General features: G+C 46.4%; 12 protein-coding genes. 6 read left to right on the plus strand and 6 right to left on the minus strand.

What is annotated here, in order from left to right; all coding sequences use genetic code 11:
- Nucleotides 1-8 precede the first annotated feature (8 nt).
- The 6 genes from paaN to L3C95_RS05350 all read right to left on the minus strand — a co-directional run bounded on the left by paaN (nucleotide 9) and on the right by L3C95_RS05350 (nucleotide 8,056).
- Nucleotides 9-1,667, minus strand: a complete 1,659-nt coding sequence (gene paaN / locus L3C95_RS05325) for a phenylacetic acid degradation protein PaaN (protein ID WP_236385740.1) — start codon at nucleotides 1,665-1,667, stop codon at nucleotides 9-11.
- Nucleotides 1,668-1,706: 39 nt separating this feature from the next.
- Nucleotides 1,707-2,786 (minus strand): tetratricopeptide repeat protein, encoded by a 1,080-nt coding sequence (locus L3C95_RS05330; protein WP_236385741.1) that lies wholly within the window; start codon nucleotides 2,784-2,786, stop codon nucleotides 1,707-1,709.
- Nucleotides 2,787-3,754: 968 nt separating this feature from the next.
- Nucleotides 3,755-4,996: a DUF1015 domain-containing protein gene (locus L3C95_RS05335; protein ID WP_236385742.1), complete on the minus strand. Its 1,242-nt coding sequence runs from the start codon at nucleotides 4,994-4,996 to the stop codon at nucleotides 3,755-3,757.
- Nucleotides 4,997-5,140: 144 nt separating this feature from the next.
- Entirely contained in the window at nucleotides 5,141-6,211 is a 1,071-nt protein-coding gene (gene serC, locus L3C95_RS05340) for a 3-phosphoserine/phosphohydroxythreonine transaminase (RefSeq protein WP_236385743.1), read from the minus strand.
- 184 nt (nucleotides 6,212-6,395) lie between these two features.
- Complete coding sequence (locus L3C95_RS05345) at nucleotides 6,396-7,346, minus strand: zinc dependent phospholipase C family protein (RefSeq protein ID WP_236385744.1); 951 nt, start codon at nucleotides 7,344-7,346, stop codon at nucleotides 6,396-6,398.
- A gap of 71 nt (nucleotides 7,347-7,417) precedes the next feature.
- A complete protein-coding gene (locus tag L3C95_RS05350) occupies nucleotides 7,418-8,056 on the minus strand; it encodes a DUF502 domain-containing protein (RefSeq protein ID WP_236385745.1) in 639 nt (212 codons plus the stop codon).
- A gap of 335 nt (nucleotides 8,057-8,391) precedes the next feature.
- On the opposite strand from L3C95_RS05350, the gene L3C95_RS05355 reads away from it, so the two are divergent.
- From L3C95_RS05355 to kynU, 6 genes are all read left to right on the plus strand, one after another.
- On the plus strand, nucleotides 8,392-9,003 hold the full coding sequence (locus tag L3C95_RS05355; protein WP_236385746.1) for a TetR/AcrR family transcriptional regulator: 612 nt from the start codon (nucleotides 8,392-8,394) through the stop codon (nucleotides 9,001-9,003).
- Between the two features lie 13 nt (nucleotides 9,004-9,016).
- Complete coding sequence (locus tag L3C95_RS05360; protein WP_236385747.1) at nucleotides 9,017-10,384, plus strand: TolC family protein; 1,368 nt, start codon at nucleotides 9,017-9,019, stop codon at nucleotides 10,382-10,384.
- A 35-nt stretch (nucleotides 10,385-10,419) separates the two neighbouring features.
- Nucleotides 10,420-11,526, plus strand: a complete 1,107-nt coding sequence (locus tag L3C95_RS05365) for an efflux RND transporter periplasmic adaptor subunit (protein WP_236385748.1) — start codon at nucleotides 10,420-10,422, stop codon at nucleotides 11,524-11,526.
- Between the two features lie 17 nt (nucleotides 11,527-11,543).
- Complete coding sequence (locus tag L3C95_RS05370; RefSeq protein WP_236385749.1) at nucleotides 11,544-15,107, plus strand: efflux RND transporter permease subunit; 3,564 nt, start codon at nucleotides 11,544-11,546, stop codon at nucleotides 15,105-15,107.
- A gap of 173 nt (nucleotides 15,108-15,280) precedes the next feature.
- The gene (locus tag L3C95_RS05375; RefSeq protein WP_236385750.1) at nucleotides 15,281-16,066 is read left to right on the plus strand and encodes a TIGR00266 family protein; all 786 of its coding nucleotides are present in this window, start codon (nucleotides 15,281-15,283) and stop codon (nucleotides 16,064-16,066) included.
- Nucleotides 16,067-16,180: 114 nt separating this feature from the next.
- Nucleotides 16,181-17,446, plus strand: a complete 1,266-nt coding sequence (gene kynU / locus L3C95_RS05380) for a kynureninase (protein ID WP_236385751.1) — start codon at nucleotides 16,181-16,183, stop codon at nucleotides 17,444-17,446.
- Nucleotides 17,447-17,451 lie beyond the last annotated feature (5 nt).

The raw sequence follows: 17,451 nt of genomic DNA on the forward strand, positions 1-17,451 counted from the left end.
TTATTCGGTCAGCTACCGGCCACTTCCCGGTTCCCTACCCACACAAATCTTCTTAGTATGAATTCCGGGTTGGTGAAGCTCGCATTTCCCGCAGGATTACCTCCTGTCACATGAAAATCAGAGAATGCCGCGTGTTGGTTTACCCAGATGAATCCGGTAAAGTTAAATGATACTGGTGTAAATACGCTATTCATCTCTTCGGTTATCTTTTCTTTCACTTCCGGGCTGGTTGTATAGGCAGCGCAGGTAATGGCCCCATGCTGCTGCGCCATCTGCCGGGCCAGCTGTATAGATTCATTGGTATCCTTCGTTTTTATCAGTAACAAAACCGGGCCAAATAATTCCTGTTCGAAGATGTGTTTGTCTGCACTGCCTACTTCGAGTATGGCAGGTGTACAGCCACGTGCACGGGTAAACTCTTCGTTTACCAGTGGTTGTCCTTCGAGGATTACTTTCGCACCCAGTTTACCGGCATTATGCGCCCTTTCCAGCGTGTTTTCGTTCTGTAAGGCCCCAAGTGTACCTGCGCCCATTTTAGGGTTGTTTACGAGGCTTACAACAGCATCTCTGAACTTCTGTACCACTTCCTCAAAGGAAAGTTTCCCTGCGGCGGTGGTAATACCCTGTGCGGGGATGAAAAAGTTCTGCGGGGCGGTACACATTTGCCCCGAATAGAGGGACACGGAAAATGCCAGGTTCTGCATTACAGCGTCAATATCTGCCACGCTGTCCAGTATAACAGAGTTGACCCCGGCTTTTTCTGTGAAAACAGTCTTATTAGGGAGAGATTCCACATAATTTCCGAACTGGCTGCTGCCGGTGTAGTCTATGAGCTGAATGCCCGGATGTTCACACAGCGTTTTTGTGATGGGTGCTGCGGAAGTATCTGGCGCCAGCTGGCAGAGATTGGGACTAAAGCCCTTTTCCTGCAATACCTGTTGTATAGCGCTTACCACAATCGCAATTGGCAGAATGGCTTTGGGATGTGGCTTTACGATCACTGGATTGCCGGTTACCAGGTCAGCATAAATGCCCGGCAGTGAATTCCACACCGGGAAAGTGGAACACCCGATCACCAGTCCTACGCCCTTGGGAATAGCCCGGAAATGTTTTTTCAGCTGAAGGGAGGTCTTACCCATGGGTTTTTCCCACATCAGGGAAGCAGGGTAACGGTTACCCTCATGGTAACCCATAGCGATCGCTTCCAGCGCTCTGTCATTGGCATGAGGGCCGGATGCCTGGAAGCTCATCATGAAACTCTGGCCGGTAGTATGCATGGTGGCATACGCGATATCGAAGAAGCGCTCTTTGATGCTTTCCAGGGTCTCTACCAGGATATCAGCACGTACGTCTACCTGTGTATTACGCCATTGCGGAGCTGCAGTCATCGCCCTCGTCACCAGTTCATCTGCCGTGAAAAGGGGATAGGTGATGCCCAGGGATTCCTGGGTGAAAGGAGACACTTCTTCTCCCGCCCAGGTAGTTTCTCCTGTTTGCAGCAATTGCTTATAAGGCTTCTGCAGCAGTTCTTTATACCGGGCTTCGCCCTGTTCTGCTGCATTTTCGCCATAGGCTTTGGGGTGTTCCGGGTACTGAGAATAGAATGCCCGTTCATGATTCGCCTTTACGGCGCTTTCAATTGTGTTTTGGTGCTTGATGTTAAACATATGTGGAATTTGTGGATTGATTACCTGCTATTGGTCCAATCACCTCACCAATGAAAACTTGTTGTCATTGTAGTATTCGTCCGGTCTTAGTCTCAATGGGTGATTACGTTGATATTGCAGAAAAGTATCATATTCTGCTTTGTGCATGGTGGTCCAGGCTCTGTAGGCCGGCTGATTGGCTACCGGGCCGAAGATCCACTGATTATAAGCTTCAAACATGCCCTGTTTCAACAGGCTGCGCTGAAAGTCAAACAGTGCGTACGGGAACTTTATGCCGGCAAAGTTGTACCAGTCCAGGAGGAAACGTGTACGCAGCATAATCAGCGTTTCAGGATCTATGCCTGACATCACCACACTGGCCTGTTTGCCCATAGAGGCTTTATAGGAGTTGATGAAGTCTGCGCCTGATTTCTTTTTGCCTTTCTGCTCGTTCACCTCTTCTATGGCCTTCGTCAGCAGGCTGGGATCATTGTACAGAGATTTATAAGCATCCAGCAGGAGCGTCCTTACTTCTGCAGTGCGTGCCGTATAACTTTCCAGGTTCACAAATATCTCTCCGTAAATGATCACCCACACAGGGTTGTTCATGTACGCATAAGCCTTAATAGCGTTGTAGTAGTTACTGGAGAAGTTAGGCGCTTTTTCTATGCCTTTCAGGTAACTGCCCATACCTCCTTCAAATACTTTCAGGAACATGAGTAACTGTCCGTTGTCATTATACAGTTCGCCGCTTTCCGGGAATTTACGCAACGCCTTTTCATACAGCTTCTGCGCTGTTTTCCATTCCTGCCTCGATTGATAAATATTTCCGGCTATCTGGAAAGTCTGTTCGTCGGCTTCTTTCTTGTTCAGTAAGGGCTCTATGATATTCCTGGCCTTGTTCATATCTCCCTGGAGATAATAGGCAAAACCGAGTTGTTTCTTGAATTCTATGTTGTCCGGCTCCTGTTGTAATGCCTGGTTTAATACAAGAATGGCATTGGAGTAGTCGCCGTCGCGTATAAATCCTTTAGCTGTCGTATACAATTCCTGCGCATCCTGGGCGGACGCACTTATTACAGATGAAAATAATATGGCTGCAAATAAGCCCATTTTCAATAAAGATGCCCTCATATTCATGCCTGTCAGACGTTTGCTGTAAAAATAAAGAAAAAATGTGCCAAACACGCAGAAGGACTGGGAGAAAGCTTTGTTTCTTCTCTGCGTCTTCTCTGCTTGTTCTCTCGGGCTGCTCCGGGGCCTTTTACTACCGGATTAACTCAGGTGTTTGTTCGATGCTAGTTCGTCGCGTCTTCGTTGCTAGTTCGAATACTGTTCGAATAGGGAATTGTGTTAAAATAATATCAGGTTCCCGGGGGTGAATCCCGCGCTACAAACACATTCCGGGAGAAAACCCGTTATAAACAATTCCCGGGGTTGAAACCCCGCGCTACAAACACTGGGACTCCTGACGGAGTCCTATTATGCTTTGTTGATGACGTTTGTTGTTTCTCCCTAATTATTCTCTCTCTCGTCTCAACGGCGGAGCGTGCCCTGAAATCTTATATGCAAACCATATGCAACTCATGTGTACGTTGTCTTAGTCCTGAAAGTTTACCTTTTCCGGGTATTGACTTCGTTTAGATCAGGATATAACAATGCTTCTCCTATGTCCATCTTACGTTGATGCTACGTTCAAAGACGTAAGATGAACGTAAGTTGGACATAGGAGAAGCATTGCTTGTACCTGGTCAAATAGAAGTTTGATCCCCGGTTCGTCTTCGTTACCACTTCGGTACGACTTCGCTACAACTATACTGAGGCGCTATACCTATAGGCGCTGTAGTCCTGCGTTACGCCTGCTATTCTATAGCCAGGGCTATAGAATAGTGGCTATAACGCTATAGTAGAGAGCCTATAAGCTATAGATGGTACTATAGTCGTAGTATAGTGAAAGCGAATACATACCCGGAGATCCCCCTTGGCAGCTCTTATTAGCAGGTTGGCGGTTTTACGCTGATTGGTATTTAAAGCATACTTTAAACAGAAACGCCTGCTAGGAAGTACGGATACTTCCCGGCAGGCGTTGTAACGTATGGTAAAGAAACTTAAATCATCTGAGAAATAAGCCCGTCACGCAGCTTAGGCTCAAACCAGGTGCTTTTCGGAGGCATTACGTTGCCACTGTCAGCGATGTCGAACAACTGCTGGATGGTAACCGGATAAAGGGCAAAAGCGACCTTCATTTCACCGCTGTCCACTCTTTTCACCAGCTCCTGCAGACCGCGGATACCGCCTACAAAGTCGATACGCTTGTCGGTACGCTGGTCTTTAATACCCAGGATCTTGTCCAGGACATTATTGGAAAGAATGGTTACATCCAGGATGCCGATAGGATCTGTCGTGTAGGTGCCTTCCTTCGCTACCAGGCGGTACCAGGTGCCTTCCAGGTACATGCTGAACTCATGCAGCATGGAGGGCTGTTGTGGCAGGTGACCAATAGATTCTACCGTAAAGTCATATTCCAGGCGGGAAAGCAATGCCTCTTTGGAAAGTCCGTTGAGATCCTTCACCAGCCTGTTATAGTCCAGGATCACCAGCTGGCTGGCAGGGAATATAGTTGTCAGGAAGTAATTGGCAGGATCATCCATAGAGATCATCTGTTTCTCTTCAAACTCTTTCTGTACCAGGGATGCTGACGCTGCACGGTGATGGCCGTCGGCAATATAAGTGTGCGGTACTTTGGAAGCGAAGAGGGAGGTGATTTCATTGATGGCGGCAGTTTCATTCACTACCCAAACCGTATGCTGGATGCCGTCGGCGGCAGTGAAGTCGTATGCCGGTGCATGGGCATGTATCCAGTGGTCTATGAGGGAGTTCACTTCAGGAACGTCGTTATATGCCAGAAACACGTTGCCTGTCTGCGCACGGGTGGTTTTTATATTGTTGATGCGGTCCAGCTCTTTATCAGGACGCGTAAATTCATGTTTTTTAATAATACCCTGATTGTAATCAGATACGGAAGATGCGCATACAAGCCCTGTCTGCGTACGTCCATTCATGATGAGGCGGTAGATGTAGTAGGCGGGAGCATCATCCTGGAACAGGGTGCCTTCTTTGATAAATTTCTGCAGGTTCTCTGCGGCTTTATCATATACAGCCTGGCTGTATACATCGGTACCTTCCGGAAGGTCAATTTCCGATTTGGAGACATGGTAAAACGAGTACTGGTTACCGGCAGCTTCTGCTTTGGCCTCTGCTGCGCTAAGCACATCGTAAGGGCGTGCAGCTACTTTGTCTGCAAGTTCCGGAGTAGGTCTTAGTCCTCTGAACGGTCTGATGATTGCCATGATATTAAAATTGTTAGGCCGCAAAAGTAACTAATTAATTTTTCCCGTCTAAGTACTTGCCTGTGTTTAGTTTGCTGAAAAAAGTAAAGGGCCCTGTGCTGAACAGGACCCTTCGTTTATATGATATTACTATATACTAAATTACTATGCCTTTTTCAGACTGAAGTACTTCATGGCTTCTACCAGTACTTCTACGCTTTCATAAGGCAGGGCATTGTATAGAGAGGCGCGGAAACCACCTACCAGACGGTGTCCTTTAATGCCTACAATATCTTCTTTCTTACAGAATTTCAGGAATTCTTCCTCCAGGTCAGGTTTATCCATGATGAACGATACGTTCATACGGCTCCTGTCTTCTTTCTGTACGGTACCACGGAACAGCGGGTTCTGATCGATCTCGCTGTAGAGCAGTGCTGCTTTCTTTTCGTTCTGTTTCTCCATCGCAACAGCGCCACCCTGGTCTTTCAGCCAGCGCAGTGTGAGCATGGAAATGTAGATAGCAAATACGGGAGGGGTGTTTAACATCGAACCGTTCTCGATATGATTGCGGTAATCCAGAATGGTAGGGATCTTGCGACTCACCTTACCCAATAAGCTTTTACGAACTGCAACGAGTGTAGTACCGGCGGCGCCCATGTTTTTCTGCGCACCTGCATAGATGAGAGAGAACTTATTAAAGTCCATGGGGCGGCTCAGGATATCACTACTCATATCCGCAATCAGTGGAACAGTTGTTTCCGGGATCTTCTGCCACTGCGTACCATAAATGGTATTGTTGGTCGTAATGTGCAGATACGAAGATTTCGGGGAAATATTAAACTGTTTGGGGATGTGATTATAGCTGCTGTCCTTAGAGCTGGCAGCTATATCTACGAAGCCATATAATTTGGCTTCTTTGATCGCCTTATTGCTCCATACACCGGTATCGATGTAAGATGCCGTGCCATCATTTTCAAGGAGGTTCATGGGTATCTGCATGAACTGCGTACTTGCACCTCCGTGAAGATAAAGCACCTCGAAGTCGTCATCGAGTTGCATCAGCTCTCTTACAAGATCCTTTGCCTCATCCAGTACAGCCTGAAACAGCGGTGTTCTATGCCCTATTTCTAAAATTGACATTCCTGAACCTTCAAAGTCAATCAAAGCTTTACTGGCCTTGTACAGCACTTCATTCGGCAATATGGAAGGCCCTGCGTTAAAATTGTGCACCTTCATAGGTCGTTCTAAGTTAAATAAATTGTTTGCTTGTTCCACTTTGTTTGGTTTTGTCAGAGGAATGGAAAAAAAAGTATGGCATTTCACTTATGATGCTGAACGCGTGTAGGATAAGGCTAAAAAGATAGTACTAACAAAGATAATTTATATTTTTTTAAAATCGAAATTAATTGAGGATAGGTTTTTAGCCTTCTTGTCTGCCGATCATCTCCGTTGCCCGTTGCTGAAGAGGCTCATCGGTTACTTTACGGTGCTGAAGCTTATTTAAGGCTGGCATGCCTGCATTGACCCAGGCGGTATACCAATAGCTGGCAGTTGTGCTGATTGCGTCCCTCATACGACGTTCGACCATGTCCCCCAACAAAAAATGGTAGCTCTTGACATAAGCTGTCGCGTAATTTCTAATCAGTTTCCCATTGCGTTTTTCGTACGCAAATTTCCTGCCGGAGCTGTACCTTTCGCTTAACATCTTTTCCACCTTCAACACGGTATCGGCTGCCATGGCGCTTTGCAGCACGATCTGCCAGGTATGTGCACTGATATCCTTTATGTAACCCGCCTTGCCTGTCCAGTACCTGAATGTTCTATCTGCCATCAATTCGGGGATTCGGGATTCCCACAAACCGTGGATACCCTGTTGCCCTGTCAGTTGCCCGTTGTGATTGGAACAAGCGTGTAATGGAACATGTGCATCGCCTACGTAATGGCCCAAATCGGCGCTGAGCTTCATGATCCGGTCTGCGTCACACTCCCGGAAGGCCTGTGTGAGCCTTGACATCATCTGTCCGATATACCAGGGCAGGATACCATACCTGTTCAGGGTATCTGCCGTAAAACGCAGTACTGCTTCCTGCCAGGAGCGGGGCAGTTCGGGGAAAGGCGCCTGGCCGTAATGATCGATATCTATGTAATGGCGCGGCCCTTCTTCCGGAATGATATATCTTCTTTTATCTGCATCTGTGGCATGCAACGCGAGATATTCCAGATTGGGTTTATAGAATACCAGCATATCCGGAGGTAATGTAAATACGGCCAGCCGGTTAATACGCTGGTGTGCAAAGAATCCCCAGCCATGAGCAGGAAGGGAAAGGAGTGTTAGCAGACTTATCGTCCAGCAGATTTGGTGTATGATCATCTTTACATGTTTGGGTAACAAAAAACGGAGCCAGGAGGCTCCGTTTATAATATTAGATAAAAATGTTGAGATTAAGCGTGCGCTTCTTTTTTCTCATGCACCTCAATATTTGTCACACCGCCGCTCACAGCAAACTTCATAGCTTCTCCGGCTGAGACATTGGTCAGCGGTCTTACCTTGCTGACAGGCACCATAAATACTTTCCCCGTGATGGCGTATGCATGAGGTACATAAACTGCTGTATATCCTTCCAGCCCCAAACTGGACACATCTGCCTGCGTAATGAAGCCCATTTCCCATACATCCACACCGTAAACCTGTACCAGCACCGGATGGTCGAACTTCTTTTTCTCGCCGACAAAAGCATCAAAGACATCCTTAACAGAGGTATATATATATTTAATGAAAGGCGTTCTTTCCAGCAGGTGGTCAAATAACGCGAAAATGCGGCTCACAATAAAGGAGGAGCTCAGGTAACCCACCACGATCACCAGTGCCAGCACCAGCACAAACCCCACTCCCTTATAGCGGAGGTACCGTAGCGGAGTTTCCAGAGGTAAAAGGTCTCTGGGAATAATATTATCGATGGTAACGAAAACCCAGTACAGTGTCAGCGCGGTAACGCCAATGGGGGCCAGTATCAGTAAGCCCTGGAAGAAATACCGTAATACGCGGGCCGCCAGAAGCTTAAGACGTTTTTTAGGAGACATATAATTTAAATGCAAATACGTGAATAATCCGGGAACCCCAGGAAATTGATTATCTGACGGCGTCAAAGTTACATCGTTTATTTTATCCTTTGGAGCGGATCTGTACAAAGCTGGAAAACAATGATTTGACCGACGAGTTTCCTGCTACTGGATAACTATATTAAAAATAATTAAGTTGGAAACTTTTGCGGTTTAAAAAGTTTCCATAGTTTTGTTCCAGCATCGCAAATCAGTTGGAGAACCACCAAAAACTATGAAGCCAGGACGGAGGAAACAACCGCCATTATCAGGATGTAAAGAAAAAACCAAGAACAACAACGCACATACAATCACCAATGGAAATACAGGAACGTATTCTGGATACTGCATTCAGTCTGTTCTGTCAATTCGGAACACGCTCGATCACTATGGATGATATTGCCCAACGCATGGGAGTATCCAAAAAGACCCTGTATGCACATTTTGCTGATAAGGACGAACTGGTAGTACATGCTATCAGCCGTTACCTCAACCGGATGGATAAAGAGTGTAATGAGAATCAGGAAAAAGCCTCAAACGCAATTGACGAACTGTTCCTGGTCATGAAAATGATGGACCAGAGTTTCCGTAACATGAACCCGATTATCCTGTTCGATCTTCAGAAATTCCATACCAGGGCTTACCAGGTGTTCCAGGAGTATATGAACACCAGTATGCAGAAAACCGTAAGACAGAATCTCGAGAGAGGAGTGCGTGAAGGACTGTACCGGTCAGACTTTGACATTGGAATTATGACACAGTACCGCATGGCTACCTCAATGTTATGCTTTCAGCCGGAGATATTTCCTTACGGGAAATATGATATGAGCAAAGTGCAGTGTATCGTGCTGGAGCATTTCCTGTATGGCCTGGTATCGCCTGAAGGATATAAACGTGTAGAAGAGAACAAACTACAACTACAGAAATAAACCAATGACCTTTATGCAACTTGACAAAAAGCACGCAGGATTGACCGGATTACTGCTGCTGATTATTTTTCACTATGGGATGGCCCAGCAGCCCGCAAAACCACCGCTGCAGGAAAATATCCCGCTGTCTATAAAACAGGCAGTAGACTACGCACTGGCCAACCAGGCTACTGTGCGTAACGCTAAACTGGATGAACTCATCCAGCTGGCCAAGAACAAAGAAGTAAGCGGCATGGCCCTACCCAGTCTGGCTGGTTCAGGTACCTTCCAGCATAACCCAATTGTACAGAAACAATTGATCGATGCATCCAACTTCAGCGACACTGTACCTAAAGGTACACTGGTGCCATTCTCATTCGGACTGAAGTTCAATGTGATCGGCGAAATTACACTGAAACAGGTGTTGTTCGATCCCAGTGTACTGGTGGCTTTGCAGGCCCGTGAAACGCTGGAACAGCTTGCCGCTAAAAGCGTACAGAAATCTGAGATCGATGTAAAGGTGAATGTGTATAAGGCATATTATAATGTGCTTTCCGCACGTCGTGCCCTGGACATCCTTACCAATAACATCACCAATCTCGAAAAACTACTGGGCGAAACCAGAGAGATCTATAAAAACGGTCTTGCTGAGAAACTGGATGTAGACAGGCTGGTAGTGCAACTCACTAACCTGCGTACGGAAGAAACCAAGCTCCGTAATGTAACAGAAGTAGGTATTGCTGCGTTGAAATATCAGATGGGAATGGCTATCCAGCAACCTATCACACTGACAGATACGCTCACTACTGCAGAGATCAAATCGGCCGTAGCTGCAGAACACTTCGACTATTCACAGCGCATCGAATACCAGTTACTGCAGGCACAGCGGAAAGCGTATGAATACGATCTGAAACGCTATAAGCTGGGAGTACTGCCAACGCTATCCCTGTTCAGCACAGCCGGTATGAGCCGTGCAAGTGATGTGTTCAACTATTTTGACCGCCAGACCTGGTATGGATATGTGGGATATGGGGTAAACCTGTCGTTCACTATTTTCCAGGGTTTTCAACGCAGACGTAAGGAAGATCAGGCTTTCCTGCAGCTGAAGAAAGCTGAGATCGGCCTGGAGGATACCAAGCTGGGTATTGATATGGAACAGGCGCAATCCACATCCAATCTCAGAAATAATATCCTGACACTGGAAGCTCAGGAAAGTAATATGCAACTGGCACAGGAGGTGTACAATACTACACAGATCAAATACCGTGAAGGGGTAGGATCCAGTCTGGAAATGAGCACCGCAGAAAATGAACTGCTCACTGCACAGAACAATTATTTCAATGCACTGTACAATGCTGCGATCGCGAAAGTGGATTATCTGAAAGCGTACGGAAAATTGTAAGCCAATACTACAACTAACTATTAACTCTTTATTATATGTCCAAGATATATCGTCCCGCTCTGTTGATCATCACTCTTATGGCCGCTTGCGGCGAGCCTTCGCCTGAGGCTAAACTGGCGGAACTCAAAAAGCAGGAGGCTGATCTGAAACAGCAGATCGCCACACTGGAGAAGGGCTTAAAGAAAACAGATACTACCGCAACCAAGAAGAAATCAGTGGTAGTGACCCCCGTAGAAGATACTGTATTTGAACACTACATAGATGTACAGGGAAGCGTTGATGCAAGAGAGAACGTGAGCGTTTCTTCCAAAGTGCCTGGCATTGTTACTGCTATACACGTAAAAGAAGGCCAGTCTGTATCCAAAGGACAGGCGCTGGCACAGGTAGACGACCAGATACTGAGAGCCAATATGGCTGAGCTGCGCACACAGCTGGACCTGGCCAATACCATGTTCCAGAAACAACAGAACCTCTGGAATCAAAAGATCGGTTCTGAAGTGCAGTACCTGAATGCAAAGAACCAGAAAGAATCACTCGAAAGAAGAATAGCTACCCTGCAGGACCAGATGGGACAGGCAAGGATTATATCTCCTATCAATGGTACCGTAGATGCGGTGATCATTAAGCTGGGTGACAATGCAGCTCCGGGCAGCCCTGCTTTCCGTGTAGTGAATGGCAGCAACCTGCGTATTGTGGCAAATGTTGCTGAAGCCTATGCCAGCAAGGTAAAAACCGGCGACCAGGTAGTACTGGACTTCCCTGATATCAATAAACAGGTGCGTACAAGAATAGGCTTTGCTTCAAAAGTGATCGATCCTGTGAGCCGTACCATCAGAGTGGAAATACCTTTACAGAATGATCCTGCACTGCGCCCGAACATGATCGCTCGTCTGAAGATCGTGGATTATATAGCGCCAAAAGCTGTAGTAATACCTGTGAACATTATCCAGTATTCCCTGGGTAAACCTTACGTGATCATGGCCCAGAACCAGGGCGGTAAAATGATCGCTAAGAGAAGAGAGATCGAAATGGGACGTACCTACAATGATAAGGCGGAGATCAGGACCGGACTGCAGGCTGGTGAACAGATAGTGACTATCGGTTACCAGGGATTGAACGACAATGACCTTATCCAGCTTTAATACTCTAAAACTGGTTTATGCAAGACAATCTGAATAAAGAATTTAAACCCACCAGCTGGTCGATAGATAATAAGGTGAGCATTTATGTTGCCACCATTATCCTGGCCCTTGCCGGTATCCTGTCATATCAGAGCCTGCCGAAGGAACAGTTTCCTGAGGTAGTGTTCCCCCAGTTCTATATCAGTACCATTTATAGCGGTACTTCTCCTGAAGATATGGAGACACTGGTGACAAAACCTATCGAAAAACAACTGGGAGGTATCTCTGGTGTGAAATCTATCAAGAGTACTTCCATGCAGGATTACTCTGCCATCACCATTGAATTTGGTGCCAGTGAGAATATGGAAACAGCCCGGCAGGAGGTGCGTGAGAAAGTGGACGATGCGAAAAAAGACCTGCCTTCTGACCTTACACAGGAGCCACAGATCATCAAGATAGATGTGTCGCAGATACCTATCATGAACGTGAACCTGTCCGGCGATTTTGACCTGCAGTCACTCAAAAAGTATGCAGACGAAATGCAGGACCGTATCGAGGCATTGACAGAAATCACCCGTGTAGATATTGTTGGTGCACTGGAAAGAGAGATCCAGATCAATGTGGACAAATACAAAATGGATGCGGCCAAAATCAGCTTTGATGATGTGGCGAACGCTGTAGCCATGGAGAACCGTACCATCTCCGGTGGTCTGGTATCTATGGATGGACAGAAGCGTACACTGAGTGTAAAGGGTGAATATAAGGATGCCTCCAAGATCCGTGATATCGTTATACGCGGCATGTCTGGTGCAGTGGTATATCTGAAAGACATTGCCGAGGTAGTGGATGGTTTTGAAGAACAGGAAAGTTATGCACGGCTGGATGGAAAGAATGTGATCACCCTGAACGTGATAAAACAAAGCGGTAAGAACCTGATCGATGCTTCTGACAAGATCCGTGTGATCATTGATGAAATGAAGAAGGATTATCTGCCCGCTGGTCTTAACGTGACTATCACTGCAGATCAATCTAACTCAACACGTGTTACCCTGCATGACCTGATCAATACGATCATCATTGGTTTCATATTGGTAACAGTGATCCTGATGTTCTTCATGGGTGCTGTGAATGCGATCTTCGTGGCGCTGTCAGTACCGATCTCGATGTTCATCGCCTTCCTGCTGATGCCTGCATTTGACTTCACCCTGAACATGATGGTGTTGTTCTCCTTCCTGCTTGCATTGGGTATTGTGGTGGATGATGCGATCGTGGTGATAGAGAACGTACACCGTATTTTCTATGAAAGAAAAGACCTGGGTATTGTGAAAGCTGCGAAAATAGCAGCAGGAGAGGTGTTCCTGCCGGTGTTCTCCGGAACGCTGACGGTATTGGCGCCGTTCTTCCCGCTGTTGTTCTGGCCGGGCATTATCGGTAAGTTCATGTTCTTCCTGCCGGTAACGCTGATCACTACACTGGGTGCATCGCTGATAGTAGCTTATATTATAAATCCTGTGTTTGCGGTAGACTTCATGGATCGTCATGAAGGGGAGCATCATCCTAAGCCACGGTTTACCAGGAAGTTCATGATAGTTACCATCATATTCGCCTTTATCGCACTCATGGGATATGCGGCTGGAAATCCTGGTATGGGTAACCTTACTGTATTCCTGTACCTGATGATCCTGCTTGAGCGCTTCTGGCTGGGTGGCGTAGCCCGCCGTTTCCAGAGCAATATATGGCCACGTGTGCAGGAACGTTACAAACGCATCCTTAAGTGGTGTCTTGTAGGATGGCGTCCTATATGGATACTGGTGGCGACTTTTGGTTTGCTCGTGTTCAGTATCATGCTGACCGTGATCCGTAGTCCGAAGGTAGTGTTCTTCCCACAGGCAGATCCGAACTTCATCTATACTTATATAGAGTTACCAATGGGTACTGATCAGAAGTACACAGACTCTATCACACATATTATTGAACAGAAAATCACTGCTGTAGTAGGGGCGAAGAACCCGATAGTGGAGTCTATCATCTCTAACGTGGCAGTAGGCGCCGGTGATCCTTCCCAGATGGATATGAGTGTGCAGCCGCATAAGGGTAAGGTAACTGTAGCCTTTGTGGAGTTCGGCAAGCGTGATGGAAATTCGACCGTACAATACCTCGATAAGATCCGTAAGGCAGTAAGAGGCATTCCGGGCGTTGACATTACGGTAGAGCAGGAGCAGGGTGGTCCGCCAACCGGTAAGCCGATCAACATTGAGATCGCCGGTGATGAGTTTGAAGAACTGACAGTAGCTTCTGAGAAAATCAAACGTTACCTGGACTCTCTGCAGATAGGTGGTGTGGAAGAGCTGAAATCAGACTTCCAGAGCAACAAACCTGAGATCCTGGTGAATATTGACCGTGAGCGTGCGAACAGGGAAGGTATTTCCACTACTACTATTGGTATGGCGCTCCGTACAGCATTGTACGGACAGGAGGTATCCAAGTTCCGTGACCCGGAAGATGATTATAAGATCATGGTAAGGTTTAAGGAAGATCAGCGAAATAATATCAACACACTGATGAACCTGAACCTCGTATACCGCGACATGAATATGGGGGGAGCGATCCGTCAGGTGCCATTATCAGCGGTAGCAGATATTAAATACTCCAATACTTATGCGAGTATCAAACGTATCGATCAGAAGCGTGTTGTAACATTATATTCCAATGTGTTGACCGGCTATAATACCAATGAGGTAGTACAGCAGATACAGACAGCACTGAACGAGTTCCCGAAATCGCCGGGTATAGCAGTGAAAATGACGGGTGAGCAGGAAGACCAGCAGGAGACTTCCAACTTCCTGGGGCTGGCGATGGTGGGTGCCTTTGGTCTGATCCTGATGATCATGGTAACACAGTTCAACTCTATTGGACGTCCGCTTGTTATCTTCATGGAGATACTGTTCTCGATCATTGGTGTGTTCCTCGGCTTTGCCATCTTTGGAATGGATATTTCGATAGTAATGACCGGTGTAGGTATTATGGCGCTGGCAGGTATTGTGGTACGTAACGGTATCGTACTGGTAGAGTTCACCGACCTGCTGGTACAGCAGAAGATGCCGGTATATGAAGCGGTAGTAGAGGCGGGAAGGACCCGTATGACACCGGTGTTGCTGACGGCGATAGCAGCGATCCTGGGTCTGATACCGCTGGCCGTAGGTTTCAATATTGACTTTGCCGGCTTATTCTCCTCATTTGAGCCACATATCTTCTTTGGGGGTGATAACGTAGCATTCTGGGGACCACTGGCCTGGACAATGGTGTATGGATTGGTGTTTGCCACTTTCCTGACCCTGATCCTGGTACCGGTGATGTACGCCATGAACAAGCGTTCAATTGATGTACTGGATCACTACAAAATGCCACGTGTCCTGAAATATGTTCCTTTCCTGGTACTGGGATTAAAACTGGCTATGAAGAAGGAACTGGTGCGTAAGATGCACGATCCGGGATATGTATCGCCCAAGCCTTATCATTTCTTCCCGAACGGGGAGGAAGATGTGGAAAAGCAGCACACGCACAGGCATCATCAAGATAAGAAGATACACGAAAGAGTTTAGTTCACACTATATACAGTGTAACAGTTGTAGGTTTAACAGGTACCGTCCCGTATCCACGGGACGGTTTCTTTTTTTACACCTTAACAAACTTTAACAATTGACTGCAATTCCAATTACTTATTTTTGGTGTGCGAGAACCATTATTGTTAACCTGATAAATTTATCATTACGCTATGCGACGCAACCATGAAATAGATTACCGTATCTATGGCGAAGAAATACAGATTGTCGAGATAGAACTGGACCCACAGGAGACTGCCATTGCTGAAAGCGGCAGTTTTATGATGATGGACCAGGAGATTCAGATGCAAACAATGTTCGGGGATGGTTCACAATCTAATCAGGGGCTTTTCGGTAAATTAATGTCAGCCGGTAAAAGGATATTGACAGGGGAGAGCCTGTTCATGACCGCATTTACCAATATGGGCAATGGCAAGCAGAAGGTTAGTTTTGCTGCTCCTTATCCTGGTAAGATCATTCCGATGGACCTGGCTCAGATGGGCGGAAAGGTAATCTGTCAGAAGGATGCGTTCCTATGTGCAGCGAAAGGTGTTAGTATTGGCATAGAATGGCAAAGGAGGTTAGGGACCGGAATTTTTGGCGGGGAAGGCTTCATTATGGAGAAGCTGGAAGGAGATGGTATGGCATTTGTGCATGCTGGGGGGATGGTGATAGAGAAGCAGTTACTGCCCGGGCAGGTATTAAAAATTGACACCGGATGTGTGGTAGCGTATACTTCAGGAGTACAGTTTGACGTTGAATTTGTAAGAGGCATCAAAAATATGGTTTTCGGCGGCGAAGGTTTGTTCTTTGCTACGTTAAGAGGTCCGGGTAAAGTCTGGATACAATCCTTACCTATCAGCAGAATGGCCGCCAGACTGGTTTCTTACGGTACAGGAAAGCGCAAGGAGGAAGGTAGTATACTGGGAGGGTTTGGCAATTTACTGGACGGAGACTGATTGGAGACACGTTATAGCGGTTCCGTTTGGCCCAGGCAGGGAAAAGTACTCATTTTTTTAAGTAGAGTACAGGAATAAACGGGATCGGGTAAGAGAAACCTGGAATTTTGAAATATGTTTGAACTATCAAGGCAGTTTGCTGAAGAGCAGGACCAATCGGACCCATTAAAGACGCACAGGGAACAATTTTATTTCCCCCAGAGAAATGGAAAGGATGCGATTTATTTTTGCGGAAACTCTTTAGGATTACAGCCCAAAAAAGTAAGACCAGCCATAGAACAGGAATTGACTGATTGGCAGCATCATGCAGTAGAAGGATATTGGAATGCGGAGAATCCATGGCTATATTATCAGCAATATTGCAGCAAGCCTTTAACAGATATAGTTGGAGCCAGCCAGGAAGAGCTGACAGTAATGAATACGCTTACAGTGAATCTGCATTTGTTGCTGATGAGCTTTTACCGTCCGACAAAGCAACGGTTTAAGGTGTTGATGGAGGCTGGGGCTTTTCCCAGCGATCAATATGCTGTTGAAACACAGGTGCGGATGCATGGTTTTGATCCGGAGACAGCGATAATAGAAGTAGCTCCCCGACCGGGCGAACATTTAATACGGGAGGAAGATATTTTTGAAATAATTGCGCGGGAAAGTAGTAGCTTAGCAATAATATTATTGGGGGGAATAAACTATTATACCGGCCAATTGTTTAATATGCAGTCCATTACGGAAGCAGCCCATAGAGTTGGGGCTGTAGCTGGGTTCGACCTGGCGCACGTAGTAGGAAACGTACCTTTGAAGTTACACGACTGGGAAGTAGATTTTGCCGTTTGGTGCTCATATAAATATTTAAATGGAGGCCCCGGCGCTGTAGGTGGAGCATTTATACATGAAAGACATGCCCGTGATACAAACCGGCAACGACTAGGTGGCTGGTGGGGCAACGAAGAAAGTACCCGTTTTAAAATGGAGAAGGGTTTTAAACCCAAAAGCCGTGCAGAAGGCTGGCAAATTAGCACGGCTCAGGTATTTAACATGGTAGCATTAAAAGCCTCACTGGAACTATTTGAGTCCGCTGGGATGGCAGCTTTAAGAGATAAGAGCATTAAACTCACCAATTATCTTGAATTCCTGTTAAAACATATAGAAAACATAAAATTTGAAATAATTACGCCAAAAAATTGTAAGGAACGCGGTGCTCAATTATCTTTGCTTTTCCATGAAAAAGGGAGAGAAATCCAACAAAAGATGACTGACGCCGGTATAATCGTCGACTGGCGGGAACCCGGAGTAATTCGCATTTCACCGGCGCCCTTATATAACTCTTATGGAGACGTATTTCATTTTTATGAAATCATAGCTAATATTGATTCAAACGCTTAATTAAG

It is taken from the genome of Chitinophaga filiformis, from assembly GCF_021646545.1.
In the GTDB taxonomy this organism is placed as follows: domain Bacteria; phylum Bacteroidota; class Bacteroidia; order Chitinophagales; family Chitinophagaceae; genus Chitinophaga; species Chitinophaga filiformis_A.

What these genes read in the sequence shown, in the direction of transcription:
- paaN (WP_236385740.1), bottom strand. Translation starts at nt 1,667, where the DNA reads ATGTTTAACATCAAGCACCAAAACACAATTGAAAGCGCCGTAAAGGCG.
- L3C95_RS05330 (WP_236385741.1), bottom strand. Translation starts at nt 2,786, where the DNA reads ATGAATATGAGGGCATCTTTATTGAAAATGGGCTTATTTGCAGCCATA.
- L3C95_RS05335 (WP_236385742.1), bottom strand. Translation starts at nt 4,996, where the DNA reads ATGGCAATCATCAGACCGTTCAGAGGACTAAGACCTACTCCGGAACTT.
- serC (WP_236385743.1), bottom strand. Translation starts at nt 6,211, where the DNA reads ATGAAGGTGCACAATTTTAACGCAGGGCCTTCCATATTGCCGAATGAA.
- L3C95_RS05345 (WP_236385744.1), bottom strand. Translation starts at nt 7,346, where the DNA reads ATGATCATACACCAAATCTGCTGGACGATAAGTCTGCTAACACTCCTT.
- L3C95_RS05350 (WP_236385745.1), bottom strand. Translation starts at nt 8,056, where the DNA reads ATGTCTCCTAAAAAACGTCTTAAGCTTCTGGCGGCCCGCGTATTACGG.
- L3C95_RS05355 (WP_236385746.1), top strand. Translation starts at nt 8,392, where the DNA reads ATGGAAATACAGGAACGTATTCTGGATACTGCATTCAGTCTGTTCTGT.
- L3C95_RS05360 (WP_236385747.1), top strand. Translation starts at nt 9,017, where the DNA reads ATGCAACTTGACAAAAAGCACGCAGGATTGACCGGATTACTGCTGCTG.
- L3C95_RS05365 (WP_236385748.1), top strand. Translation starts at nt 10,420, where the DNA reads ATGTCCAAGATATATCGTCCCGCTCTGTTGATCATCACTCTTATGGCC.
- L3C95_RS05370 (WP_236385749.1), top strand. Translation starts at nt 11,544, where the DNA reads ATGCAAGACAATCTGAATAAAGAATTTAAACCCACCAGCTGGTCGATA.
- L3C95_RS05375 (WP_236385750.1), top strand. Translation starts at nt 15,281, where the DNA reads ATGCGACGCAACCATGAAATAGATTACCGTATCTATGGCGAAGAAATA.
- kynU (WP_236385751.1), top strand. Translation starts at nt 16,181, where the DNA reads ATGTTTGAACTATCAAGGCAGTTTGCTGAAGAGCAGGACCAATCGGAC.